This window comes from Streptomyces sp. NPDC048504 (assembly GCF_043200035.1).
Lineage (GTDB): Bacteria > Actinomycetota > Actinomycetes > Streptomycetales > Streptomycetaceae > Streptomyces.
In genome coordinates this window covers 11699-36860 of record NZ_JBICXA010000028.1, presented here as the reverse complement: position 1 = coordinate 36860, position 25162 = coordinate 11699, and the positions used below count along the sequence as shown (strand labels likewise).

The window sequence follows — 25162 nt, the reverse complement described above, 5'->3', positions numbered from 1 at the left end:
GGTACGTGCGCCCGGTCACAGCCTCCAGGCCGATGCGGGTCGGAGGCCCCCGGCATGGCACCCTTAGACCTGCGTAAGAGGTCAATGACACAGGTCTACATACGGACACGGGTTCGATGAGGAGCGGTCACAGTGCAGCGCTGGCGTGGCTTGGAGGACATCCCTGAGGACTGGGGGCGCAGTGTCGTCACCATCGGTTCTTATGACGGGGTCCACCGCGGGCACCAGCTGATCATCCGGCATGCCGTGGAGCGCGCCCGTGAGCTGGGCGTTCCCTCCGTCGTCGTCACCTTCGACCCGCACCCCAGCGAGGTGGTGCGCCCCGGCAGCCACCCGCCGCTGCTCGCCCCGCACCACCGCCGTGCCGAACTGATGGCCGAGCTGGGGGTCGACGCGGCGCTGATCCTGCCGTTCACCAAAGAGTTCTCGAAGCTGTCCCCGGCCGACTTCGTGGTCAAGGTCCTGGTGGACAAACTGCACGCGAAGGCGGTCGTCGAGGGCCCCAACTTCCGCTTCGGCCACAAGGCCGCGGGCAATGTGGCCTTCCTGATCGAGCAGGGCAAGACATACGACTTCGAGGTAGAGGTGGTGGATCTTTACGTGAGCGGTGCGGCGGGCGGCGGTGAGCCCTTCTCCTCCACACTGACCAGGCGCCTGGTCGCCGAGGGCGACGTCGAGGGCGCCCGCGAGATTCTCGGCCGCCCGCACCGGGTGGAGGGTGTCGTTGTGCGCGGCGCCCAGCGCGGTCGCGAGATGGGCTTCCCGACGGCCAACGTCGAGACCCTGCCCCATACGGCGATCCCGGCGGACGGCGTCTACGCCGGTTACCTCCACGTCGAGGGAGAGGCCATGCCGGCCGCGATCTCCGTCGGCACGAACCCGCAGTTCGACGGCACCGAGCGCACGGTGGAGGCGTACGCGATCGACCGCGTCGGCCTCGACCTGTACGGCCTGCACGTCGCCGTCGACTTCCTCGCCTTCGTGCGCGGCCAGGCGAAGTTCGACTCGCTGGAGGGCCTGCTGGAGCAGATCGCGCAGGACGTGAAGCGCTGCCGGGAGCTGATCTCGGCGGACGCGGGCGACGCCGGGTAGCCGTTCTTCTTTCTACGACGCGAAGGCGGCCGGTGCTTGTGAGCACCGGCCGCCTTCGCGTTACTGCTGCGGGGGTGCGGGCGGCGGGGGCGGGGTCTGGTCGCCGTCCGGCTGGCCGTAGCCCGGGTGCTGGGGATACGGCGGGGCCGGCTGCTGCGCCGGGGCCTGACCCTGCTGGGGGTAGGGCTGCTGCCCGTACAGCTGCTGACCGGGGTGCGGCGGCTGCGGTTGGTGCTGTTGCTGATGCTGGGGGTAGGCACCCGGCTGGCCGGGAGCCTGCTGGCCCGGGTACTGCTGCTGGCCCGGATAACCCGGCTGACCGGGCTGTCCCGGGTACCCCGGGTATCCCTGCTGGCCCGGCATCGGCGGGGCCAGTACCGGCGGGGGATTGCCGTCACTCGTCCACAGACCGTGCATCTGCTGGTGGCGGACGAAGTCCTCGGCGACCAGGGCCGCGAGGTTGAAGTACGACTCCCGGACCTTCGGCCGCATCATGTCGAGGTCGACCTCCGCACCGGCGGCGAGATGCTCGTCGAACGGTACGACCACGACACCGCGGCAGCGCGTCTCGAAGTGGCTGACGATGTCCTCCACCTTGATCGTCTTGCCGGTCTCGCGGACACCGGAGATGACCGTGAGCGAGCGTGAGACCAGGTCGGCGTACCCGTGCGCCGACAGCCAGTCCAGCGTCGTACTCGCGCTGCTCGCACCGTCGACGGACGGCGTCGAGATGATGATGAGCTGGTCGGCGAGGTCGAGCACACCGCGCATCGCGCTGTAGAGCAGACCGGTGCCGGAGTCGGTGAGGATGATCGGGTACTGGTTGCCCAGGACGTCGATCGCGCGGCGGTAGTCCTCGTCGTTGAACGTGGTCGAGACGGCCGGGTCGACGTCGTTGGCGATGATCTCCAGACCGGAGGGCGCCTGGGACGTGAACCGGCGGATGTCCATGTACGAGTTGAGGTACGGGATCGCCTGGACCAGGTCGCGGATGGTCGCGCCGGTCTCGCGGCGCACTCGGCGGCCCAGGGTGCCGGCGTCCGGGTTGGCGTCGATCGCGAGGATCTTGTCCTGGCGCTCGGTGGCGAGGGTGGAGCCGAGCGCGGTGGTGGTCGTGGTCTTGCCGACACCGCCCTTGAGGCTGATCACCGCGATCCGGTAGCACGACAGCACCGGCGTCCGGATCAGCTCCAACTTCCGCTGCCGCTCGGCCTCTTCCTTCTTCCCGCCGAGCTTGAACCGCGAGGGCGCGGCACCGGGCCGGCCGCTCTTCGCCTTCTGCTTCTTGTTGCTGAGCAGCCGGTCCGACGACAGCTCCACGGCAGCGGTGTAACCGAGCGGCGCGGCACCGGGATTGGTCGGCTGCCGCTGGTCGTGCTGCATGGGCTGCGGCCAGGCGGCACCGGTGCGGGGGTCGACCGGGGGTTGGGCGGGAGGCTGGGACTGGGGGTGCGGCTGCGCCTGCGGGGGCTGCGGTCCCTCGGGCTGAGCCTGCTGCGCGGGAGCGGGGGGCGCCGGGGGGAATCCGTAGCCGCTCTGGGGGTTGGGCGGGCCCTGCTGCGCGGGTGCGGGAGGGAAGCCGTAACTGCCTTGCTGGTCCGGCGCGTTGGGGGCGGGCGGGGTCTGCTGCGCCGGTCCCTGCGGGAAGCCGTAGCCGCCCTGCTGGTTCGGGGGTGCCGGGGTGGGCTGGGCCTGCTGCGCGGGCGGGAGCGGGAAGCCGTAGCCGCCGCCTTGCTGGTTCTGCGCGGCGGGGTTGGGCGGGCCCGGCTGCGCGGGTGCAGGGGGGAAGCCGTAACTGCCCTGCTGGTCCGGTGTGTTGGGGGCGGGCTGGGTCTGCGGTGCCGGTGCCGGTGGGGGCGGGAAGCCGTAGCCGCTCTGCTGGTTCGGCGCGGGGGCCGGGCCCTGCGGGGTCGGCGCCGGCGGTGCGTCCCAGGCCGCCGGTGCCGGCTGCGGGGGGTGCGGCTGGAACGGGGGCTGCTGCTGAGGCGGCAACGGCGGCTGGGCCGGGGCCGCGACCGGCTGCTGCGGTACGGGCGGTTGGGGCGCGGCGGGCTCAACGGACGGCGCCTGAGCCTGGGGGTGGGGCTGCGCGGGCCACTGGTCGGCCGGGGCCGGGGCGGCGGGCTGGTAGGAGGGCGGCAACGGCGGGACACCGCTCTGCGGGGCCGGCGGGGGAGCCCAGGCGGGAGGGGCTTCCTGTACGTCAGCCTGTACGTCACCGGTGGTGCCCGTGGCCGGGTCGGCGGCGTGGGGGGAGTCGGCGTCGGGCGTGGCCGGGGCGGCCGGTGTGGTGTCGATGCTGCTCGGCTCGTCCTCCGTGTCACCGGCCGGGTCCGCGTCGGGGTGCGCCACAGAGGCGGCGGAGGCGGTGTCGGCGCTCTCGTCGTCAGCGGTGTCCGTGTCGGTGACCGCGTCGTCCTCGTCCTGAGCGCTGACCTCGGCGGCGCCGGTCTCCTCGGCGTCACTGTCGTCCGCCGGCACCTCGCCCTCGAACTCCCGCTCCCCGGAACCCGGTTCCGCGTCACCGGCAGCGGCGTCCGAGCCTTCGGCGCCTTCCACGGGACCTTCGTCTGCCGCAGGAACCTCGGCCGGAGCCACGGAGGTCTCCGCGTCGGCCTGCTCAGGGCCGGTCTGTGCCGACGCGGCGTCTGCCCCGACACCACCCCGCTCCGGGATCTCCCGCTTCAACGAGGCGGACGAGATCCGCATCGTTGCCCCGCTCGCGAGGTCACCGTTCTCAGGCTCCTCCTCGGGGGCCGCGGGCGACGGAACCGCCGCGGGCGTCCAGCCGGCCTGGAAACCGGAGTTGTCCGGCGGTGCCGGCACCGGGAACGCGGGGCCGACCGGGGGCGCCGGAGGCGGGGGCGGCATCGCCGTACCGCTCGCCGGAGTCGGCGGCGGTGAGGCCTGCGCGGACGCGCCCGACGCGCCGGACGAGTTCTGCGTGTACCAGGCCGGTGGCGCGTAGTCGATCGTGAACTCGCCCGTCATCTCGATGGCGGACTCGTCGTCGGGCTGGTCATCGCCGGGCGTGGCCCAGCCCCCGCGGATCCCGTCCCGATCGCTGCTCACAATTCCTCCTGGTGTGGTCGAGCACCCTCATGTCGTGCCGGGGCGACCGCTCGTGTCGTACGGGCCCGGTCCGCCGAAAGCGCCGGGAACGGTCGGTCGGCGGCCCGAATCGATCGGATCCGCCCGGCCCGTCCCCCGAAGCGCTGTCGGCCCGGCCGCGGGCCCTGACGCGGCGCCCGGTCCCAGCCTAATCACCACAAGCGACCTCACGGCAGGCCCGCCCACCTCTCCGCGCCTGTCCAACGCGCCACAGGACGCCCTGAACCGGCACACGTGCCCACCAACTCCTCACGCAAAACGGGTGATAGCGGCGCGCGTCCTCTACGAAAGAGGGGGCGAAAGGGGACCAATCGTTCAATGTCGGTCAGTGGTCCGCCGGTTCAGTCCATCCGGCGTGGTGTACCCAACAATCCGATCTCGGCGTCCGTGGGCTGTGTCATCACATACTGCCGGTCGCGGTCGCCGCACCAGAGCGTGACGCCGTCCGGGAGCGTGGGCAGGGAGTCGACGTCGGCCCGGGGGAGCGCCATGGCGCGGCCCAGCTCCGCCGACTCGTCAGGCGAGATCCGCTGCACCCCGACGAGCCGGGCCTGCCGTATGAGCCGGGGTGCGACGGGACTGAGATACGGCAGCAGGGTCAGCACCGACTGCCAGGGCCCGGACACGACCCGCCCGCGCGGTGGACGCATGCCGCAGTCCCGCACCACGAGCACGGGTGTGCCCGCCGAGGCGCCCTGCGGCTGGACGCGGCCCACGTCGTACACTGCCAGGCCGTTCTGTCCGCCGCCCATGGCGTGGACCATCTGCATCCAGGCCTGCGGGCGGCCGGTCTCCACGGCGACGCGCGCACCGGTCGCCGCCGCTCTGAGGGCGATGACCTGTGCGGTCCACAGACCGCCGATGAGGACGACGTCGTAGGGAGTGGGCCGGTTGAGGCCGAGCACCGCGGGCTGTCCCTCGGCGTCGACGCCGATCACGACGCCGTCGTCCCCGATGGGCAGCGCGAGCGCGTCCACCTGTTCGGGGGACAGCACATGGCGTCCGTGCCGGGGACCGATCAGGCCGAGGCCGCTGCGCAGCATCTCCATCGCGGTCATCGGGCACCTCCGAGGGGCAGCGTGGCGAGCACACCGGGGAGCTGCTCGCGGTCGAGGCGGGCCAGTGCCAGGCCCGTGTGCTGTGCCGCGCCCTCCAACGCGCGCCGCGCCGCGACCAGTTCGTCGTCGCTGCGGCCCGTCACCCGCAGGTGTCCGCACATCGACACCTCTTGGCGCTCCCCGCGCGCGAGCGTGAGGCTGAACGTCGTGGCGAGCGCCGGTGTGGCCGTGAGCAGGGCGATCAGCTGCGGCAACGACGGGCCGCGACCGCCCAGTTGGGGCCAGCGGCGGATCCAGTACGTCGTGTGTCTGCGGTTGTCGCAGCGCCAGCTCCGGCTGGACTCCTCGGTCCGGCGCTCCCGCGTTTCCGTCCGTCCGGCCTCCGCCGTCACCAGGGGGTTCGCGCAGGCGGAGGTGGCGAGGGCCGCGGTCAGCTCCTCCTCGTTGAGGATCGTCGTGCGGAAACCGGCGCCGGTGAGGCGGCTCGCGAGATGGTCGGCGACGCGCACGACGCACTTCTGCGCTCCGGTGAGCCCTCCGCCCCGGGCGGCCACGGCCTCCAGACACTGCTCGGGGTCGAGCTTCAGCGCGATCCAGGTGATGCGCACCGCCGGGGCGCCGGTCTGCTCCTGCAGCGGCGCGTAGTTGGTGACGGCCACGGAGTGCTGGGGCAGGTGGAGCGCGGGCGCGGGCTGGGTGTGCAGCACGAGCTGCGCCGACTCCAGCCGGATGCCGTCCACTTCGAGCGCGTCCCGCACCAGCGCGAGCGGCAGCGGATGCCGGCTGCGGTCGGCCCGCAGCGCGGTGACATCGGCCTCGACCTGCACGACGGCGGTCACGAAGGTGCCGTCCCCGATCAGCCCGATGGGACGCCGGTCCCGGCCGCCGTACGAGTACGTCCTCAGGGTGGGGTCGCACTCCACGGCCGGTGCGAGACCGGGCTCGGTGCCCGGCGGTGTCTCCGTGCCGGCGGCGCTCTTCTGGCGTGCCTTCAACGCCCGCGCGGTGCCCAGCCATTCGGGCAGGGAGCGGCCGCGCCGGCGGACGAAGGCGAGCAGCACGAGCGCCACGGCGACGATGCCCGCCGGCACCATCGCGATCGGGTCGATCGCCCAGCCGACGAGGAGGACGGCCGCCGCGATCTCCAGCAGGACGAGCCGTTGCAACCGGAATGCCCCGCCCTGTCCGCGGCGCGTCCTGAGATGAAGTCCGCCCGGCCCCTGGGACGGTGTGTCCGCCGCGGACCGCGGCTGCGCGGAGCCCGGCCCCGGCGTCCCGGAGCCCCTCGTCCGCGACCGGTCACGAGACCGCGTCCGCGTTCCGGAAGCCATCACTCCATCCCCCCGTATTACTCACAACTCACCGCTGTTTCAGCACCACATAGGGCCCCTGAAGGTCCAGGTACCCTACCCGCTCCCCACGTCCCCGCGGATACCAGGCATAGTAGGTGCCCGGTCTGACATCGATGGGCGGGGGACGGCGAACCCCCGGGCGCTGCCCAGGCGGAACACGGGGAGAGACAGACACAGATGGCATCTCGGCGGGACCGGCTCAACGCCTACACCTTCGCGAAGCGCCGCATGCTGGCGTCCTTCGTGCAGTCGTCCCCCGACGGTTCGGAGGAGGGGGCACCGCGGCCGCTGCGCGGAGTGGTGCCCGGCGTCATCGTGGGCGTGGTCGTCATGGCGGTCTTCGGCGCCTGGGGCATGTTCAAACCGACGGCGCCACAGGGCTGGGACACCCCCAAGTCGAAGGTGATCATCGCCAGCAAGTCGACCACCCGCTACGTCGTCCTGAAGACCGACGGCAAGGCCCAGCTGCACCCCGTCCTCAACATGGCGTCCGCGAAGCTGCTGCTCAATCCCGGCCAGGGCGAGGTCGTCACCGTCGACGAGTCGGTCCTCGACGGCGGCAAGATCCCGCACGGCGTCACCGTGGGCATCCCGTACGCCCCCGACCGTCTTCCCTCGGCGAGCGAGGCGGGCGCCGAGAAGCGCTGGGCGGTCTGCGAGCGCCCGAGCGCGGGCGGCGGTTCCATCCAGAAGGCGGCGCTGGTCCTCGCCGAGCGCGACATGAAGAAGACCGAGGGCAAGCAGCGGTTGCGGGGCGGAGAGCTCCTCTACGTAGTGGACCCGGACAAGAACCGCTACGTGGTGGACGCGAGCGGCACGGCGTACCCCGTGGACAAGAGCGACGAGCTGCTGCTGCGCGCCGTCGTCGGCACCGGCCGCGTGCCCGAGCGCGTCTCCCAGGAGTGGCTGGCCACCCTGCACCAGGGCGACCCGATCGCCTTCCCGAGCATTGGCGCCACACCGGGTACGGCCGCCGGCGCCCCGGGTGAGCTGGACGCGTCGGCCAACAAGGTGGGCATGGTGCTCACGGCGTCCGACGCCAGCGGTGAGCACTACTACGTAGTGCTTCCTGGCAAGGTCGCGCAGGTCTCCGCCTTCGTCGCCCAACTCCTGCTGTCCAGCAAGGACTTGGCTCCGCTCGGCCAGGCCGGTCACGCCACCGCGGTGAGCGCGGGCGAGATCACCCCGGAGGGCACCTTCGGCGCCGAGAACCGCTGGCCCACCAAGGAACCCAAGGCCGTCAACGAGGCCTCGGACGCGTCCGGCAGCCGCAGCACGATCTGCAACGTCCTGGAGAAGGTCGGCGCCAAGGGCGCCACCACCCTGACGACCTGGGCGGGCACCGACTTCCCCGCCCCGCTCCCCACCGACTCCACCAGCGCTTATGTCACGCCCGGCTCCGGGCAGCTCTTCCGCCAGTTCCAGGGCGAGGAGACCAAGGCCGGCCCCGTCTTCCTGGTCACCGACACGGGCCTGCGGTACGTCCTGCAGTCCAACGCCGACAGCGCCACGAACGACGCGGGCATCGGTACGACGGCCAAGGAGCGCCAGCAGGAGCAGCAGGAGGCCGAGCAGGCCCAGATCCGCCTCGGCTACGCCGACGTCGACCCGGCGCCGATCCCCGCCTCCTGGTCCGAGTTCCTGCCCACGGGCCCCCGCCTGTCGACGGCGGCGGCACGTCAACCGCAGGGTTCGTAGGGGGAGTTGGGCATGCCGTACACGACTTCCCTCCACCCCCTCCGCGCGACGGCGGCCCTGGCTGCCGTCGCCGCGACCCTGGCCGTGTCCGCCGTCGTGCTCGCGCCCCCCGCGGTGGCGGACGACAGCTTCTCGGACCAGTGCACGTTCCCCAACAAGGTGTACCCGGGCCGCCCTTGGGCCCTGCAACGCGTCCTCCTGGACGAGCTGTGGAGCCAGTCCAAGGGCAAGGGCGTACGGGTGGCGGTGATCGACACCGGCGTGGACGTGAAGAACCCCCAGCTCACCCATGCGGTGGACGTGAAGAGCGGCCGTAACTTCATGCCCAGGAACCTCAAGGACAGCAACGGCGACAAGATCGCGCGGGGCAGCGAGAACGGCACCACCGACACCGTGGGACACGGCACCAAGGTCGCCGGCATCATCGCCGCCCGCCCGGCCGGCGGCACCGGTTTCGTGGGCCTGGCCCCGGAGGCGACCATCATCCCGATCCAGCAGAACGACGCGGACGGCCACGGCACGGCGAAGACGCTCGCGGACGCGGTCACCTACGCGATCCAGGCCAAGGCCGACGTCATCAACATCTCGCAGGACACGTCGAACGCGGTGAAGCCCGATCCCTCCCTGGAGGCGGCGATCGACTCGGCACTGTCGAAGAAGATCGTGGTGGTGGCGTCGGCGGGCAACGACGGCCAGGGCGGCAACGTCAAGCAAACGTACCCGGCGTCCTTCCCCGGCGTCCTCGCCGTCGCGGCCTCCGACCGCAACAACGAACGCGCGTCCTTCTCCCAGTCCGGCGACTTCGTCGGCGTCGCGGCACCCGGCGTCGACATGATCTCCACCGTGCCCAAGGGCGGTCACTGCTCCGACAACGGTACGAGTTTCTCGGCGCCGTACGTCGCCGGCGTCGCCGCGCTGATCAAGGCGAAGCATCCGGACTGGACCGCCCGCGAGGTGGTCGCCCAGATCGAGCAGACCGCCGAGCGCACCATCGCCGGCCACGACCGCCTCGTCGGCTGGGGCGTCGTCGACCCGGTCCGCGCGCTCACGGAGGACGACCACCCGATCGAGTCCCCCGACCCCCAGGACGGCCTCACCAAGGCCCAGGCCCCGTCCCCCGCGAAGCTCCAACTCGGCGAGACCGCCGACGAACACGACGCCCGCCTCGCGACCTACGTCGCCCTGGGCGCGGCCGTGCTGGTGGCGGGACTCGGCGGTACGGCGGTGGCGACGCGGGACGCGCGGAAACGGGCGCGGCGGGTCGCGGGGCTGGACTGACGTCCGACGTACCCAGCGCAACGGGTGGCGCCGCGACACCCTCCGTCTGTCTGTCAAGAGGCCGCGACCTGCGAAGGAGCAGCCCACGGCGGGAGTTGACGGAACCGGACGACACCATTCGCAATGGCCACGCAGCAACGACGGCTCCGCGTCACCCCTCCGCCCGCCATGATGCTCACTCACATGTGTGCCGCTACGGCGACTGAGTAGCCGTACTCAGGACGCCGGCCCGCAGGTCACATAGCGTCAGGGGGCGGCAGTTGCCCAGGTGGGCGCGAGAGCGCGCCGTGAAGGAGCGGTGAAGCTTGGCCGAGTGGTAGCACAGCTGTCGCATAAGGCAGTTGGGACTGTCACAGGAAGCGACTAGAGTGATTGCGTTGCGGAGAGGAACGCTCACGGGGTGCGGTCGCCCGGGGGCGGGCGACGAAAAACGGGGAGGGAAGGCATCATGCTTCCTGCGGACATGACAGGCGGGGTATCACCGAAGACGGCTGCCGACCTCAAGGTCGGCGCCGACGTGCTGATGACGTTCAAGCAGCGCATCGACAAACTGCTGTCCGAGTTCGAGGACTCGGCGGGCAGCGCTTCCAAGTTGGGCGCACAGCGTGTCTCGCGGGCATCCCTCAGCGGCCACGGCCTCGACTTCCATGAGGCGGACGCGCTGTTCGCCCAGTACCAGTCGGTCCACGAGCACATCACGCAGCTCTCCAAGACGCTGGGGCTGCAGATCGAGGCCATGGGCATCGCGACGCAGGGCGCGCAGAACGGCTTCGACAACCTCGACGACGACCAGCGACGCCGGTTCTGGGAGATCCAGGTCGAGACGGACCGCCTGTACACCGAAGCCCAGGAGAAGAAGTCCGGCGAGGGCGAGCGGAAGCTGAGTGACGCCAAGAAGTCCACGAAGGGACTCCAGTAGTGAGCGGGGACGACAAGGCGCCGAAGGAGCTGACCGACCAGCAGCGTGTCGACCTTCAGGTCGGCCAGGTCGACGCACTGGCCGGGGTGTCGGAGGTGATGCACGACGCGTTCGGAGCGAAGCGCGTCCGCCTCCTGACGAACGGCAGGGTCACGGACTTCGAGGACCACCGGCTCAACGCCATGATCGACCTGGTCCACCAGTCGAACCCCGCCGACCTGGAGCACGCGGGCGAGACCTTGGCGAAGGCGAGCAAGGCGATCAACGAAGCCGCCGTGGAGCTCAGGCGTCATCTCAAGCACGCGGGCGAGGACTGGCAGGGCGACGCCGGTACGGCGTTCCAGAAGTGGGGCGAAGGCCTCGCCACGCACACCGAGAGCCTGGCCACGTACGCCGACGGCGCCGGCGTACAGGTCACGGCCGCCGCGACGGGGCTCGCTTCGGTGCGCAGCTCCTTGCCACCCCGGGACACGCGTCCCGTCGTCGACCAGAAGAAGCCGGGACAGCTCCCGGTACTCCAGCAGTTCGAGGGCAACAAGCAGTACACCGAGGCGGTCCAGGTCGAGAAGGACCGCCAAGAGGCGATCAACCAGATGAACCGGCTGGCGTCGTTCTACTCGGTGTCGGGGTCGGAACTGGCGAAGTTGGAGAAGGCGGCGCCGGAGCCGTATCGGGCGATGCCCAGAGTGGGGATACAGCCGCCAGAGGACAGAGTCGTCGCCAGTGGTTCCGCGAATAACTCCACCCCGAGTTCAGCCCACCGAGCAGTTGTCCGCGAGAGTGGAGGCGGCCATGTCAGTGTGCCGAGCGACATCTCCGGCGACAATCTCCCAACTGAGCATCATCCCGCGAACACGAATCTCGACGTGCATCGGCCCACTGTCGGTACCGAGATCAACAGCGTCGGCACGCTGCCTCCGGAGACTGTAAAGCCGACGCCGGTGACTCCCACGCCGTCTGTGACAGGGCCCAGTGGTCCTTCGGGAGGGATGGTGCCTCCCATGGGGACCGGCGCGGTACCTCCCGCCTTCGGAGGACCGGTCGGCCGAGCAGCCGGGCTGGGCGGCAGTACTCCTGGATCGGCTCAAGGACGGGTTACCACATCCGAGGGGACCACCGCCGGAGGCCGCACCGGACGAGGCCCTGCGGGACCGGTGGGCCGTGCATCGGCAGTTGGCCAACAGGGTGCTCGTGGGCCTGCGTCTGCGACGGGCAGGTCGCCCGTGGGGCGGGGTGTCACCGGCGGTGTGCCCAGGAGTACGGGTACGACCGGTTCACGCACAGGCGGCGTGCCGGGCGGGCGTGTGGGTGGCGTGCCCGGTCAGTCTTCGCCTCGGACCGGCCCTGGAGCCACGGGCGCTGCGCGTACGGGTGGTGTGGTCGGTGGTAGGCCCACTTCTCAACCCGGCCCGAATGCGACGGGTGCCAAAGTTCCGCGTGGCACGGTCGTCGGCGGCGAGGGAGCATCCGCTGCTCGTCCGAACGGTGAAAGGCCGGGCCAGCGCGGAGTGATCGGCGCGAACAACCCGGCGCCGGGCACGAAGCAGGGGCAGACTCAGCGTCGGTCTCCGGGTAATACGGAGGGCGTTGTCGGCGAGCCCGCGAGCCGAGGCAGCGGCAGGGGTAACGGAGCAGCGTCCCGTGGTTCTGGCATGGTGTCCGGTTCCCCCGAGGGCAGCAGCCCGGATCGTGCCACTGGCAGGACAACGCGGCGTCAACAGCACCCTGCCGAGGACGAGAAGCGCTCACGTGATGACGCGCGGCGCGGCGACGCGCCGTCGGCGACCGACTGACCGAAACGACTGAGGACGTACAGAAGCATGAAGTCAGGGACTGGCGTACGCCGCATCCGGGCCGCGCTGTGGGCGAGGAGTGCCCGGAGGCATGTGACCACCGTGGGCGCGACGCTCGGTGCTCTGGCCGTCATGTCTGTTGGGCTTGCCCCGTCGGCAGCTGCCGACGACATCCAGTCGCAGCAATGGTACTTGGACGCGATGAACGCCCAGGGATTGTGGAAAGTCAGCACAGGCAAGGGCATTTCAGTCGCGGTCGTCGACACTGGTGTCAACCCGGACACGAGTTCATTGAAGGGACAGGTGCTCCCCGGAGTCGATGTCACGGAGGCCGCCGGCGATGAAACGAATGACTATGAGGGCCATGGCACTTCAATGGCCGAACTGATCGCGGGGACAGGCGGCGGGGGCGGCCTGAGAGGCGTTGCGCCGGGGGCCAAAATCATCCCGATCCGCACTGCGCTTACCGGAATCGACAAGAAGGCCGAGAAACAGGGCGACACCACGGTGAAGGCCATCCGCGCCGCTGCCGATTCCGATGCGAAGATCATCAGTATGTCGTTCGGTGGCGATTTCCCGATTGACGGCGAGCCTGAAGCCGTGCAGTACGCGCGAAGTAAGGGAAAGCTGCTCATCGCCAGTGTGGGAAACGGCGCTGATCAAGGCGAGAATTACATCGGCTATCCCGCCAAAGACCCGGGCGTGGTCGGCGTCTCAGCCATCAACGAGAACGGCGAGGTGGCAAAGTTCTCGGAGAGCGGTGCTTACGTTGATCTGGCCTCGCCCGGCGTGGACGTGCCGCTCTGGTGCAACAACAAGTTCAGGTCCTACTGCTCCAAGAGCGCTGGCACCAGCCAAGCCGCCGCCATCACCTCCGGCGCCGCCGCCCTCATCTGGTCCGCCCACCCCAAGTGGACCGCCAACCAGGTCCTCCGCGTCATGATCGACACCGCGGGCCGGGACTGGCCGAAGAACACCCCGAGCCGGTACCTCGGTTACGGCACGATCCGGCCGGCGCAGGTTCTCCTGAAGGGCAAGGGAGATCCCGGAGCCGCCGACATCGATCCCGTCAGTAACAAGAAGACACCCGGGCTGACCACCGGCACCGCAACCTCGCCCTCCGCCTCCGCATCGACCTCGTCCAAAGCCCCCAACCCCACCTCAGGCGGCCAGACTTCAGCCGCGGCATCGACGTCCGACTCGTCCGGCAACACCACCCTGTGGGTCGCTCTCGGCGCCGCGGCGGCGGTCGTGGTGCTCGGCGGTGGAGCCTTCGCGGTGGTTCGTTCGCGGCGAGGCGCATGAGAGCTCGTACACAGGGCTCACCCGACCAACCAGCGCCTCACCACTCGGTGTTGCGCCCCAGGAACACCAACCTCTCTCGCGAAAGGGAGTGCCGAGATGGCTGACGGCCGCAAGCTTGATGACGCACATGTACAAAAGCTCCAGACGAACGTCATCGACAGGTACGACAACGTCAAGAAGCACCTGCAGAAGCTCCAGGGCTGCATCGACATGATCGAGGCGAACTGGACGGGCCACGGTGCCAACGCCTTCAAGACCAAGCAGCACGAGATCAACGAGCACATGGCCGGGATCGGCCGCATGCTCGACGACTTCCTGAACGGGATTCACCTCACCAAGCAGGACAAGGACAAGTTGGAGGACGAACTCCACTCCACGATCTCCAGCATCGAAGTGGACGCCGGTGCCAAGACCTCGGCGCTCAACCTCTACTGACCGCCCCGAGCGTCGCACCCCGGACCGCGAGGTCCCTCTCACATCGTCAAGGAGATGAGGAAACATGACCGGCACGCCGCACATGCAGGATCTCGCCGTCAAGTACGGCACCCTGGACGCGCTCGCCACTGAACTCGGCAACCTGGCCAAGCAGTTGGAGAGCGACCTCACGGCGCTGAAGAAGGGCGTCCACGACGCGGCCGAGGGCTGGGCCGGTGACGCCTACGAGTCCTTCAACCGGAAGTCGAGGGAGTGGGACGGCCACACCAGCGCCATCCACCAGGCGCTGCTGTCCATCACGCAGAAGGTGCACCAGGCCGGCGGCGACTACCGCGGCGGCGACAAGAAGGCGGCCAGCTTCTTCGAGTAAGAGGGCTGACCAACGTCACCGGGGTGGGCACGCACGGGAGGTGCCCACCCCGCTCTTGCGTCTCTGAGCCGTAACGCGGGGTGAGCGGGACAACAGCTCAACTCGCCTGCCCGCACCCCTGCTCGGCCATGGCGCTAGGGAAATAGGACCCCAGGAACGAGCGCAGCGCATCCCGCCGCTGCGAGGTCTTCGCGGGGGTCTTCTCCTGGAGTTGCACCAACGCGACGAACTTGCGCTGTCGGCCTTCGTACGTGCACGCGCCCACCGCCAGGGCTCCGTTGTCGGCCACTCTGGCGCTGTCACCGATGTCGACGGCGGCGGGGTTGCCGAGCCGTACCAGGGCCCGGTCCTGGACCTTGACGGGGTCGGTCTCCGCGGGAACGACATCGCCCGACAGGTAGACGACCAGTTTGCCGTCCACCGACAGACGGCAACGCGGGCTCTCCTGACCGGCGTTGTAGGACCGCTGGGTGAGCTTCTGTCCGTCCGGCAGGAACGGCGACAGGAGATCCGAGTCGACGGCCACTCCGCAGACCTTGCCCGGAACGGTGTAGGCGCGTGAGTCCGAGTCCGTACAGCCGGCCGCGGCCAGGACGAGCAGCGTCACCGCGGTAGCGGTAGTCGCCACGCGCCGCGCCGAAGGTTCTGATGCACCCTTGATCACTGATTGCCCGCCAGTCCTTGAGCCCGCGCGTTGCCGTCGAAAGCGGCACCGTTGATCTCGGAAGTCAGTGTGTATCTGTTGCTGCTGCCGTGGTTCGGATTGGCGTCGATCCACAGGTCGCTGAGCTTCTGCAACTGGTTCTCCCGCGCGGTGAACACCTCGCCGTTCTGGCGCGCGTTGTCGTCGTCGATACGGGCCTGCTCGTCCAACTGCCATTGATACGCGAGGGCATCGACACCGCGCTGGGCCGCGTCGCCGACGACCGGAATGAAGTTCACGGCGCCGCCGAAGCCGTGGTAGAGCCATTTGGCATTCCACGAGGGATCGTCCTTGTCGGTCGCCAGGGCCTGATAGCGGGCCTCCTCCAGGAAGCCCACCGTGTGCCCGGCTCTGAGCAGGGTCTCCTTGGGGTCGCTGGGGTGGTCCGTGTAGATGTCGCGGACCATCTCCTTGTTCAGGCCGTCGTTGAGGATGCCGTAGGCGTGCTGGTCCCGTGACACCTGTTTCGTCACTTCCAGCAGCTGGTGCCGGTCGAGCTGGCGGGGGTCACTGGGATCGTCCGCGAGTGAACTCGCCGTGTTGTGCACCTCGTCGCCGTAGTTCACCAGCACTTTCGCCATGTCGTCACGCATCTCGGGGGCGAAGTCGTCACCCGTGCCGGAGATGATCTTCAGCGACCGGTCGAGGACGCTCCGGTTCTCGGCGCTGTGTTCCACCGGAAGGGCATGGGGATCATTGGGATTGACGCCGGTGGCCGCGGCGACAAGCGCGTTCCCGGTGGCGTCGCGTGACTGGTTTCCGTCGTGACTGTCCAACGGTGTGTCGTCGAACGTGGGGCGGTCTTTGAGCACCCATTCCGCGTTGTCCTGGGGCTGGGTCTCGTTGAAGAACGCGGTCGCGGCATCGGGGCTGTTCGACAGGGCTGTCATGAAACCGGTCATCGGGTCCCGGCCGAAATCCTCGCCGATGAAATTCATCTTGGGCATGGGCGGCCCGCCGCTGCCGTTCCAGTAGTGGTCGGGAAGCTGCATCTTCTTCTCGGTCGAGACGAGAGCGTTCCCGTACCTGTCCAGGAACGTGTCGTCGTAGTCCCCCGTACGCATGAGATTGCTCATGAGCTGGAAGCCGTAGACCTGCGTCCCGCGGGTCTGGATACGGTCGTCCGCCAGGTTGACCATGCCGTCCTCCCACTGCCGCATGGCCGGTGAGTCCGACCGCGTCGCTCCCGCGAGGGTGAGGCCGAGGTTCTTCTGGAAATCGCCCAGTTGGTCCAGGCGGGCCCGCTGGAGATCGCCTCCGTCGGAGGGATCGGAAAGGTCCGCCCAGAAGTCCAGCACGCCTTTCGGGCCCAGCGTGGTGGCGAACTTCTCCTGGAAGAGGGGATCGTTCCTGTATCCCGCGAGCTGCCGGTTGAGATCGTCGAATTCCTCGGGGGACATGGAGTCCCCCTTGGTCTTGATGAGATTCGCGTATTTCTCGGCGTCCTGGAGCGCCTGCGCGGCGGAGTCCCGGTTCTCGTACGCCGCGCCGGAGAAGCCGTACTCGGCCTCGTCCGCTATGGCCCGCAGCGCGTCGGAAGCGGTGTCGTCGCTGTGGGTCGCCCTGCTGAGGAGGCGTTTGACGTCCTCGCACAGTTCGTCCACGTCCTGTTGGCTGTGCTCGGGAACCGTCGTCCCTTTCGCGGCGCGGTCGGGGTGGATGTTCATGGTGACGGTGAAGGAACCGTTGCCGGTGTCCATCACGGTGAGGTTCTTCTTGAGACCCCGTGAGATCGTCTCGACCAATTGATCGTGGTAGCCGACGAGTTCGTCGTGGGTGTCCTTGAGAATGTTGTAGATCGTCGTCGCCTGGGTGTGGGCGTCGGTGAACTCGCCGGCCGTCTTGGTGATGAACTCGCGGGAGACGGTCGCGTTGACACCGGACCAATTGGCTTTGTCGGCCAGTCCTTTGAGGCCTTCCCGTGCGTCCTTCTCAAGGGCTTCCAGGCGTTTCACCACACCGGACCAGTCGTCTATGGCGGTGCCGAGCGAAGCGAAGTTCCCGAATCGGAGCGTATCGAGGTCCATCAGTGACCCGTCCCTTCACTGAAACCCTTGTCCAGTGTCGAGATGCTGCTGATCTGACCGGATATGTAGAACTCGTCGCCCTGGTGCGCCTTTTTGGTGTAGTCCATGTGGTTGGAGATATGGGCGCACGCGTCGAGCAGACTCGTGAGCTGCTCTTCCCACCGCTTCTGTACGTGGTCCACCGCCCCGCCGAGCCTGAACCCCTGGGCCGTGAGATCCGAGGCCGCGGTCTGGCTGCTCGACCAGGCGTCACGGCCGTAGCGGCCCAGATCCTCCCAGAGCTTGAACGCCCGGTCGCCGATCGCCGCCAGATCCTTGTGGCTGACGGTCAGATCACCTTGCGGTGTGCTGCTGCCGCCGTCCGCCGGAAGCTGATCGATCCGCATGCGTCCGGACTGCTTCCGCGCGGCCTGACTCTTCAGCTGTTCCCACTCGTCCCATGTCACGCGTGGACCCCTTCCCCGTGCCCCCGTAGGACCCCGCCCGTCGGACGGGACCAGTCCGTCAACCTACCAACAGGCCGGTCCGGAGCCTGAGTTCAAGGGACCGGACCGGCCTCGGCCGACCGTCAGTACACCGTCTCCGGCACCAACCCCGTCTGCACCAACGGCTTCCCCCGCTTCCGTGACACGAACACCCCTCGCCCCGTGGGCATCGGCCGAGGCCGCACCCCGCCCAGGACGTCGCCCTCGCCGGGGTCGCCCGCCAGGACGACGCCCTGGGCGCCCAGCTCCTGCATGCGCTGCATGAAGGGCTCGTACGCGGCGCGTCCGGCGCCCGCCGTGGAGCGGGCGATGATGAAGCGCACGCCGACGTCACGGGCGAACGGCAGCATCTCCGTGAGGTTGCCCAGCGGGTTGCCGCTGGACGTGGAGACGAGGTCGTAGTCGTCCACGACGACGTACACCGTCGGGCCCTGCCACCAGCTCCGCTCGCGAAGCTGCCGTGCCGTGACGTCGGCCGTCGGGGTACGGCGCCGCATCAGGTCCGCCAGGGCGACCATGTGGTGGTCCATGGCGTTGGACATCGGGATGTACTCGGCGAGGTGCGAAGCGGGCGTCGCGTCCAGCAGGGAGCGCCGGTTGTCGATGACGAAGAGCTTCGCCTCGTCGCCGGTGTACCGCTCCGTCAACTGCTTGACCAGCAGCCGCAGCAGGTTCGACTTGCCCGACTCGCTCTCGCCGAACACGAGGAAGAACGGGTCCTGCTCGAAGTCGACGAAGACCGGCTCCAGATTGTTCTCGTCGATGGCGAACGCGACACCGCGCTGCGGGAAACGGTCGCCCGGCGGCAGCTGCGCGGCGGCCAACTCCCGTGGCAGCAGCCGTACTTCGGGCGCGCCCGGCGCCTCCCAGTGCCGGGACACCTCGGTCGCCAGCGCCTGGGTGGCGTCGGCCAGGTCCGTGTCCGAGACCAGGCCGTCGATGCGCGGCACCGCCCCCATGAAGTGCAGCCGCTGCGGCGACACACCGCGTCCTGGGACGCCGGTCGGGACGTTCACCGCCACCTTGCGGTCGATCTCGGAGTCCATCGTGTCGCCGAGCCGCAGTTCGAGGCGGTTCATAAGGTGGTCCTTGAGGTTCGCGCGGACCTCCATCGACCGGGACGCGGTGAGCACCAGGTGGATGCCGAAGCCCAGGCCGCGCGCGGCGATGTCCAGCACCGCCGCCTCCAACCCCTCGTAGTCCGCGCGGAAGTTGCCCCACCCGTCGATGACGAGGAAGACATCGCCCCAGGGCTGGTCCGTGACCGAGATCTGGCCGCGCGCCCGGCGGGACCGGAACTCCGCGATCGACGGGATGCCCGCCGAGCGGAAGTACTCCTCGCGGCGCGTCATCACGCCGTAGACCTCGGAGACCGTGCGCCGGACCTTCTCGGGGTCTAGGCGGGAGCCGATGCCGCCCACGTGCGGCAGGCCGGCCACCGAGGACAGGCCGCCGCCGCCGAAGTCGAGGCCGTAGAACTGGACTTCGTGCGGGGTGTGGGTCAGGGCGAAGGCGCAGATCAGGGAGCGCAGGAGGGTGGACTTGCCGGACTGCGGGCCGCCGACGATCTGCATATGGCCGGCCGCGCCCGAGAAGTCGATCCACAGGTGGTCGCGGCGCTGCTCGTACGGCTTGTCGACCAGGCCGACCGGGACCACCAGCCGGCCCGCGCCCTCGTAGCCGGGCTGGGTGAGTCCGCGGCCCGGCACCGCCGTGAGGCCGGGCAGCAGGCCGTCCAGCGAGGGCGGGCTGTCGAGCGGTGGCAGCCACACCTGGTGGGCCGCCGGACCCTGCGCCTCCAGCCGGCGCACGATGACGTCGAGCACGGTGTCGGCCAGCGCGTCGTCGATGTCCGGGGACTCGGTGCGCTGCTGCGGCACCGCCGTGTACCGCACCGGCACCTCGGCCGCCGTGAACAGCACCGGCCGCCGGTCGACCGGCAGTTGACCGGCACCGAACGCCGCCTGCGGGGAGTCCGAGCGGTAAGTGCCGGACACGTAGGCGGCCTTGAACCGCACCATCTCGTCCGTGCCGTACTTCAGGAAGCCGGAGCCGGGGACGTTCGGGAGTTCGTAGGCGTCCGGCACGCCGAGCGCCGCCCGCGACTCGGCCGCCGAGAAGGTGCGCAGGCCGACGCGGTACGACAGATAGGTCTCCAGACCGCGCAGCCGGCCCTCCTCCAGGCGCTGCGAGGCCAGCAGCAGATGCACGCCGAGCGAGCGGCCGATCCGGCCGATCTGCACGAACATCTCGATGAAGTCCGGCTTGGCGGTGAGCAGTTCGCTGAACTCGTCGATCACCAGCACCAGGGAGGGGATCGGCTGCAGCGGGGCGCCCGCGGCGCGTGCCTTCTCGTAGTCGTGGATGTTGGCGTAGTTGCCCGCGTCGCGCAGGAGTTGCTGGCGGCGGTTGAGCTCGCCGCGGATGGAGTCGCCCATGCGGTCGACCAGCGTCAGATCGTCCGCGAGGTTGGTGATCACGGCCGCGACGTGCGGCATCTGCGCCATGCCGGCGAAGGTGGCGCCGCCCTTGAAGTCCGCGAGGACGAAGTTCAGGGTCTCCGAGGAGTGGGTGACCGCGAGGCCGAGGACCAGGGTGCGCAGCAGCTCGGACTTGCCGGAACCGGTCGCGCCCACGCACAGGCCGTGCGGGCCCATGCCCTCCTGCGCGGCCTCCTTGAGGTCGAGCATCACGGGCCGGCCGTCCTCACCGAGCCCGATCGGCACCCGCAGCCGCTCGGCCAGCGAACGCGTACGCCAGGTGCGCTTGGTGTCGACGGAGGCCGCGTCACCGAGGTTCAGCAGATCGGTGAACTCCAGGTTGGCGAGCAGCGGTTGGTCGTCGTCCCCGCCGGACGCCATCCGCAGCGGCGCCAACTGCCGCGCGAGCGCCTCGGCGGACTCGTACGACAGGGCGTCGGGAGTCCCTTCGTAGACGTCCCCGTGACCGGACTCCAGATGCAGCGACGCCGGCTGTACGACGATGGAGAGCTCGCCGCGGGCCGCGGCCGGTTCACCGGGGACGACGTCGACCAGCGTCACACCCTGCAGGCCCTCGGGGTTGGCGAGGACCGAGTCGGGGGGCAGGGAGACCCCGTCGAGGACGACGACGATGTGCGGCTCGTCCGGCAGCGGCGCCGCGTCGGGGTGGAAGCGCGGCCGGCCGGTCAGCCGGGCGGAGATCATGTTCTCCAGCTCGCGGAGGTCGCTGTCGATCAGCCGGCGGCTGCCCGCGCCGTCCGTGGCACCGGGCGCCTGCGCGTGCGGCAGCCACTTGGCCCACTCCCAGTGCGGCAGGGTCTCCCTGGCAGCCGCGACCACGATCACCAGGTCCTCGGGCGAGTGCAGCGCGGCCAGCGAACCGGCCAGGGCCCGGGCGGAGGACCGTACGGACTGCGCCTCGCCGCTGATGGTGAGGTAGGAGAACGCGCGCAGGGAGACCGCCATCGGCAGGTCGTCGAGGGTGCCGTGGACGGAGAGGAAGCGCTGCATCGCGCCCGCCGTCAGCGGCTCCAGCTGCTCGACCCCGCCGGTCTCGGGGGCGATGAGCGGGGTGGCGAGCGACTGCCGGCCGAGGCCGATGCGCACCTGGCCGAAGTCCTCGTCACCCGGCCGCCGTTCCCACACCCGGCTGCCCTCGGCGACCAGCGCCCAGAGCTGCTCGGGGGAGGGGTGGAGGTAGTACTGCGCGTCGCGCTGTGACCGGGCGGTGTCCAGGGCGGTCCGCCGGGTCTGCGCCAGGTAGCGCAGATAGTCGGTGCGCAGATCCGCCAGCTGGCCCTGGTTGCCGCGGCGGAAGCGGACCACCATCGCGATGGACATGGCCACCGTCGAGACGATCATCACCATGCCCATGATCTTCATGAACGGCTGTCCGTTCGTGAAGAAGAAGACCACCGAGCCGCCCATGCCGAGCGTCGGCAGCAACTGCATCAGGACGCTCTCCTGATGCCCGCGGGGCAACTCCGGCGGAGGCTGCAGGACGATCTCGTCCGTGGGCACCTCGGACGGCAGCGCGCGCGGCGGGCGCTTGACGACGATGTGGCTCACTGCTCACCAATTCCCTTGCGCGGCCCCGGGACTACCGTCCACCACCCCGTGTCAGGCGGACGCAGGCCGCCGCGTGATCCTACTGACTTCGCGCGGGACGGGTGAGCGGTAGGGTGCCGGATGTTCGCGTGAGCACACGCGAACCAGGCTGGAAAAACAGGGCATTTCGCGTGATGTGAAGGTCTGCGGAACGCACCGCGCGACACCTTCACGAAGCAGACGCACCATCACCATTGAGGGGGATCAACAGGTGAGCATCACGGCCTCCGCGGCGGGCGGGCCCGGTACCGGAGCCGCTGTCGGCACCGGCCCGGGGCTCGGTTTCTGCCGGGTCACGATCGTCGCGCCCGACAGCCGGATCGACGTGGCACTGCCCGACGACATCCCGGTCGCCGACATCTATCCGGAGATCCTCAGGCTCTCCCGGCAGAGCCCCGCCGACGGTGCCCCGGTCGGCTATCACCTGGTGCGCCGGGACGGCACCGTCCTCGACAGCTCCCGCACGTTCGCCGGCCAGCGCATTCTCGACGGCGAACTCCTCACCCTGCGCCCCTTCTCCGAGTCGCTCCCGCCGGCCGTGTTCGACGACGTGTCCGAGGCGGTCTCGGCCGCGGTGACCCGCGAACACACGCTGTGGGGCGGCGAGTTGACCCGTGCCGCCGGCCTCGTCGGCGGCGGTGTCCTGCCGGCCCTGCTCGCCTTCGTCGCCTGGACCGCCGACCCGCGCCACGACATGAACAGCCTGCCCGGCATCCTCGCCGCGGTCGTCGGCGTCCTGCTGGTCGTCCTGGCGTGCGTCCGCGCCCGGGTCTACGACGACCGTGCCTCGGCCATCGCGCTGGGACTCGGCGCCCTGCCCAACATCGGGGTGGCCGGCTCGGGCCTCCTGCCGCTCACCGACGGCCAGGGGATCGGCAAACTCCAGTTCCTCCTCGCGTGCGCGGCCGTGCTGGTGGCCGCCGTCGTCCTCACCCTGTGCTCACCCGGCGGGGACGCGCCGTTCGTCGCCCTCGTCTTCGCGTCCGCGGTCGGCCTGATCGTCGCGTTCACCGCGATCCGGGCCCACTGGACGCCGTCCGAGATCGCCGCCCTGTGCGCCCCGGTCGCGGTCGGCGCGCTGGCCTTCCTGCCGGGCCTCTCGATGCGCTTCGCCCGCCTTCCGATCGGCTTCGACCCCCCGAACACCGCCCCCCGCAGCGCGTACGGCGCCGAGCCCGCCGCCCAGGAAGCCGTCGACACCGAACGTGTCGCCGCCCAGGCCCGCCGCGGTCACGAACTCCTCGTCGGCCTCGTCGGCGGCTGCGCGGTCACCGCCGTCGGGGCCACGGCCGTCCTCGGTTTCTCCGACGACGTCTGGGCCCAGCTGCTCGCCCTCGCGACCGGTGTCGCGCTGCTGATGCGCGCCCACCTCTTCCGCTACACCGCCCAGGTCGCCCCCGTCCTGGCCGCCGGCCTCGGCTCCCTCGTGCTGCTCGGCCTGGGCCTCGCGCTCAACCCGCCGCACTCCCTGATCCACGAGGCGCTCAAGGGCGACCGCGGCGGCCTCGACATCCGTACGGTCTGGCTCGTCGCGGCGATCGCGGCGGCCACCGCGCTCGTGACCTCGATCGGCCTGATCGTCCCGCGCAGCGGTCTGACCCCGTTCTGGGGGCGTTTCCTGGAGATCGCCGAGGGCTTCGTCCTGCTGACGCTGGTGCCGCTGGCGCTCGCCGTGTTCGACGTGTACGCGACGGTCCGCTCGCTGACGAGCAACTGACCCCGCGCCCATGGGCGCGGAAGACGACAGAGACCGCTGAACAGGCGCCGAAAGGATTCGCCCGCGTGAGCTTCGGCCCACCCCCCTCCCCGTACACCCACTCCGTCCTCACCCAGAACGACCAGCACAAGAAGCGCCGCCGGAACCGGCTGCTCGGGCTGCTCGCGGTCGTCCTCGTGGCGGCCGTGGGTACGGCCGGCCTTCTCGCGGCACGGGGCGACGACAAGAAGAAGGCGACGACCGACAACGCCCCCGCGGCGAGCCTGGGACGCCTCGACGTCCGGGACACGGTCGAGAAGAAGCCCGCCACCACCACCGGCGACATGGCGTTCCGCTTCTCGATCGACGACGCGGCCGCCGGCGAACACACCGAGATGCCGGGCACCTGGGCCACCGACAAGATCCTCGCCAAGGGCATCAACCAGACACTGGTCGGCTTCAGGACGGGCACCGACGCCGCCCCGGGCGACGAGGTCTGGAAACTCCGCCTGGCCGGCCCGATCTGCGGCTACACCCGCCATGTGACCGGCGAGAACCGTACGGCCGTGGTCTTCAGGGACAGCAAGGACAAGGCGTCCCTCTGCGACCACGTCGCCTTCTTCGACCTCGACGACGGCAAGCAGATCTGGGAGCACGAGTTCCCCGTCTCCACGATCGGCGACGAACCGGGCACCCCGACGGACGGCGCCGTCCAGGACACCCCCAGCGTCACCCTGACCCACGCCACCGTGACCGTCACCTGGGGCGGCGGCACGGACGCCTACGACATGGACACCGGCGAGCGGACCTGGCGTACGACGGAGTCCGGCTCGTGCCAGGACATGGGGGCCGCGGGCGGACGCGCCCTGCTCGTACGCCTCGAATGCTGGGACGACAGCACGACCGCAGCCTCGTGGCAGACGATCACCTACAAAGTGCGCAAGGTCGATCCCGGCACGGGCAAGGAGAAGTGGACGTACGCCGGGACCAAGGGCCTCCGGGATCTCGAACTGCCGTCGAGCGATCCGCCCGTCGTGGCCGTCTCGGCGGGGGAGACGGGCTTCACCGAGCTGCTCTCCCTGGACGACCGGGGCACGGTACGCGCCACGATCGGCCTGACCAGCGGCAGCTACGTCGGCGACTGTTCCGACGCGGTCGACTACCTCGTCGTCGACGACTGCCAGACCATCGCCGTCGGCCTCGGCCAGGTCTTCGTCCGGAGCAAGGAGGCGGGCGCCCCGCACAACTCGAACTGGATCATCGGCTTCGACCTGGCGACCGGGAAGACGACGGAGAAGTTCGAGTCCGGGCCCAACTCCCTGCTGTACCCGCTGCGCGTGAGCGGCAGCCGGCTCCTCGCGCTGCGGATGAGCGACGACCGCATCTCGCCGGCGGCACTCGTCAGCCTCGACCCGAAGACCGGCAAGGAGACCCCGTACCTCTACTTCGGGATACCGACGGACGCCGACACCCTCACGACCCTCGACGCGAACGACATCCTCGTCCAGGACGGCCGGCTGTTCTTCGCGGCCCACGCGGCGGACGGTCCCAGCAGCGGCAAGGCGTGGATCTGGCTGGTCCTGGGCATCGGGAGCAGCGCCACGAAGCAGTGACGGCACGTGGCAGTGACAGCAGAAGGGGTGGGACGCGCCCGCGTGCCACCCCGTCTGCCTGTGTTCGGCCGGACGACTACTGCTGCGCCTCCCGAGCCGGCTCCAGGTCGAACACCCCCTCCCAGGCGCCCCGCACCAA

At 70.0% G+C, this 25162-nt stretch carries 17 protein-coding genes; 10 read left to right on the top strand and 7 right to left on the bottom strand.

Annotated elements, in window-relative coordinates; all coding sequences use genetic code 11:
• Positions 1 to 132 precede the first annotated feature (132 nt).
• Positions 133 to 1092: a bifunctional riboflavin kinase/FAD synthetase gene (locus ACGFY9_RS46375; RefSeq protein WP_393764812.1), complete on the top strand. Its 960-nt coding sequence runs from the start codon at positions 133 to 135 to the stop codon at positions 1090 to 1092.
• Between the two features lie 60 nt (positions 1093 to 1152).
• On the opposite strand, the gene ACGFY9_RS46370 is transcribed toward ACGFY9_RS46375, so the two are convergent.
• The 3 genes from ACGFY9_RS46370 to eccE form a co-directional block, all read right to left on the bottom strand.
• Positions 1153 to 4164, bottom strand: coding sequence for an SCO5717 family growth-regulating ATPase (locus ACGFY9_RS46370; protein ID WP_393764810.1), 3012 nt, complete (start codon positions 4162 to 4164; stop codon positions 1153 to 1155).
• 380 nt (positions 4165 to 4544) lie between these two features.
• The gene (locus ACGFY9_RS46365; RefSeq protein WP_393764808.1) at positions 4545 to 5261 is read right to left on the bottom strand and encodes a hypothetical protein; all 717 of its coding nucleotides are present in this window, start codon (positions 5259 to 5261) and stop codon (positions 4545 to 4547) included.
• On the bottom strand, positions 5258 to 6592 hold the full coding sequence (gene eccE / locus ACGFY9_RS46360; RefSeq protein ID WP_393764806.1) for a type VII secretion protein EccE: 1335 nt from the start codon (positions 6590 to 6592) through the stop codon (positions 5258 to 5260). The genes ACGFY9_RS46365 and eccE overlap by 4 nt, the downstream gene beginning before the upstream one ends.
• A 198-nt stretch (positions 6593 to 6790) precedes the next feature.
• Here eccE and eccB point away from each other — a divergent pair, with 198 nt between their 5' ends.
• The 7 genes from eccB to ACGFY9_RS46325 all read left to right on the top strand — a co-directional run bounded on the left by eccB (position 6791) and on the right by ACGFY9_RS46325 (position 14411).
• Positions 6791 to 8311, top strand: a complete 1521-nt coding sequence (gene eccB / locus ACGFY9_RS46355; protein WP_393764804.1) for a type VII secretion protein EccB — start codon at positions 6791 to 6793, stop codon at positions 8309 to 8311.
• Between the two features lie 12 nt (positions 8312 to 8323).
• A complete protein-coding gene (gene mycP / locus ACGFY9_RS46350; protein WP_393764802.1) occupies positions 8324 to 9589 on the top strand; it encodes a type VII secretion-associated serine protease mycosin in 1266 nt (421 codons plus the stop codon).
• A gap of 448 nt (positions 9590 to 10037) precedes the next feature.
• On the top strand, positions 10038 to 10508 hold the full coding sequence (locus tag ACGFY9_RS46345) for a hypothetical protein (RefSeq protein ID WP_393764800.1): 471 nt from the start codon (positions 10038 to 10040) through the stop codon (positions 10506 to 10508).
• Positions 10508 to 12301, top strand: a complete 1794-nt coding sequence (locus ACGFY9_RS46340; RefSeq protein ID WP_393764798.1) for a hypothetical protein — start codon at positions 10508 to 10510, stop codon at positions 12299 to 12301. The genes ACGFY9_RS46345 and ACGFY9_RS46340 overlap by 1 nt, the downstream gene beginning before the upstream one ends.
• Before the next feature lie 93 nt (positions 12302 to 12394).
• Positions 12395 to 13606: a S8 family serine peptidase gene (locus ACGFY9_RS46335; RefSeq protein WP_393764796.1), complete on the top strand. Its 1212-nt coding sequence runs from the start codon at positions 12395 to 12397 to the stop codon at positions 13604 to 13606.
• A 96-nt stretch (positions 13607 to 13702) separates the two neighbouring features.
• The gene (locus ACGFY9_RS46330) at positions 13703 to 14041 is read left to right on the top strand and encodes a WXG100 family type VII secretion target (RefSeq protein ID WP_393764794.1); all 339 of its coding nucleotides are present in this window, start codon (positions 13703 to 13705) and stop codon (positions 14039 to 14041) included.
• A 64-nt stretch (positions 14042 to 14105) separates the two neighbouring features.
• Positions 14106 to 14411: a WXG100 family type VII secretion target gene (locus ACGFY9_RS46325; protein WP_327400905.1), complete on the top strand. Its 306-nt coding sequence runs from the start codon at positions 14106 to 14108 to the stop codon at positions 14409 to 14411.
• A 97-nt stretch (positions 14412 to 14508) separates the two neighbouring features.
• On the opposite strand, the gene ACGFY9_RS46320 is transcribed toward ACGFY9_RS46325, so the two are convergent.
• The 4 genes from ACGFY9_RS46320 to eccCa form a co-directional block, all read right to left on the bottom strand.
• Positions 14509 to 15039, bottom strand: a complete 531-nt coding sequence (locus tag ACGFY9_RS46320; protein ID WP_393764792.1) for a hypothetical protein — start codon at positions 15037 to 15039, stop codon at positions 14509 to 14511.
• Between the two features lie 32 nt (positions 15040 to 15071).
• The gene (locus ACGFY9_RS46315; RefSeq protein WP_393764790.1) at positions 15072 to 17141 is read right to left on the bottom strand and encodes a DUF6571 family protein; all 2070 of its coding nucleotides are present in this window, start codon (positions 17139 to 17141) and stop codon (positions 15072 to 15074) included.
• Positions 17141 to 17587 (bottom strand): hypothetical protein, encoded by a 447-nt coding sequence (locus tag ACGFY9_RS46310; protein ID WP_393764788.1) that lies wholly within the window; start codon positions 17585 to 17587, stop codon positions 17141 to 17143. The genes ACGFY9_RS46315 and ACGFY9_RS46310 overlap by 1 nt, the downstream gene beginning before the upstream one ends.
• 122 nt (positions 17588 to 17709) lie before the next feature.
• Complete coding sequence (gene eccCa / locus ACGFY9_RS46305) at positions 17710 to 21675, bottom strand: type VII secretion protein EccCa (protein ID WP_393764786.1); 3966 nt, start codon at positions 21673 to 21675, stop codon at positions 17710 to 17712.
• Between the two features lie 250 nt (positions 21676 to 21925).
• On the opposite strand from eccCa, the gene eccD reads away from it, so the two are divergent.
• Positions 21926 to 23431: a type VII secretion integral membrane protein EccD gene (eccD, locus tag ACGFY9_RS46300; protein ID WP_393764784.1), complete on the top strand. Its 1506-nt coding sequence runs from the start codon at positions 21926 to 21928 to the stop codon at positions 23429 to 23431.
• A gap of 65 nt (positions 23432 to 23496) precedes the next feature.
• On the top strand, positions 23497 to 25023 hold the full coding sequence (locus tag ACGFY9_RS46295; protein WP_393764782.1) for a PQQ-binding-like beta-propeller repeat protein: 1527 nt from the start codon (positions 23497 to 23499) through the stop codon (positions 25021 to 25023).
• Positions 25024 to 25162: the final 139 nt, after the last annotated feature.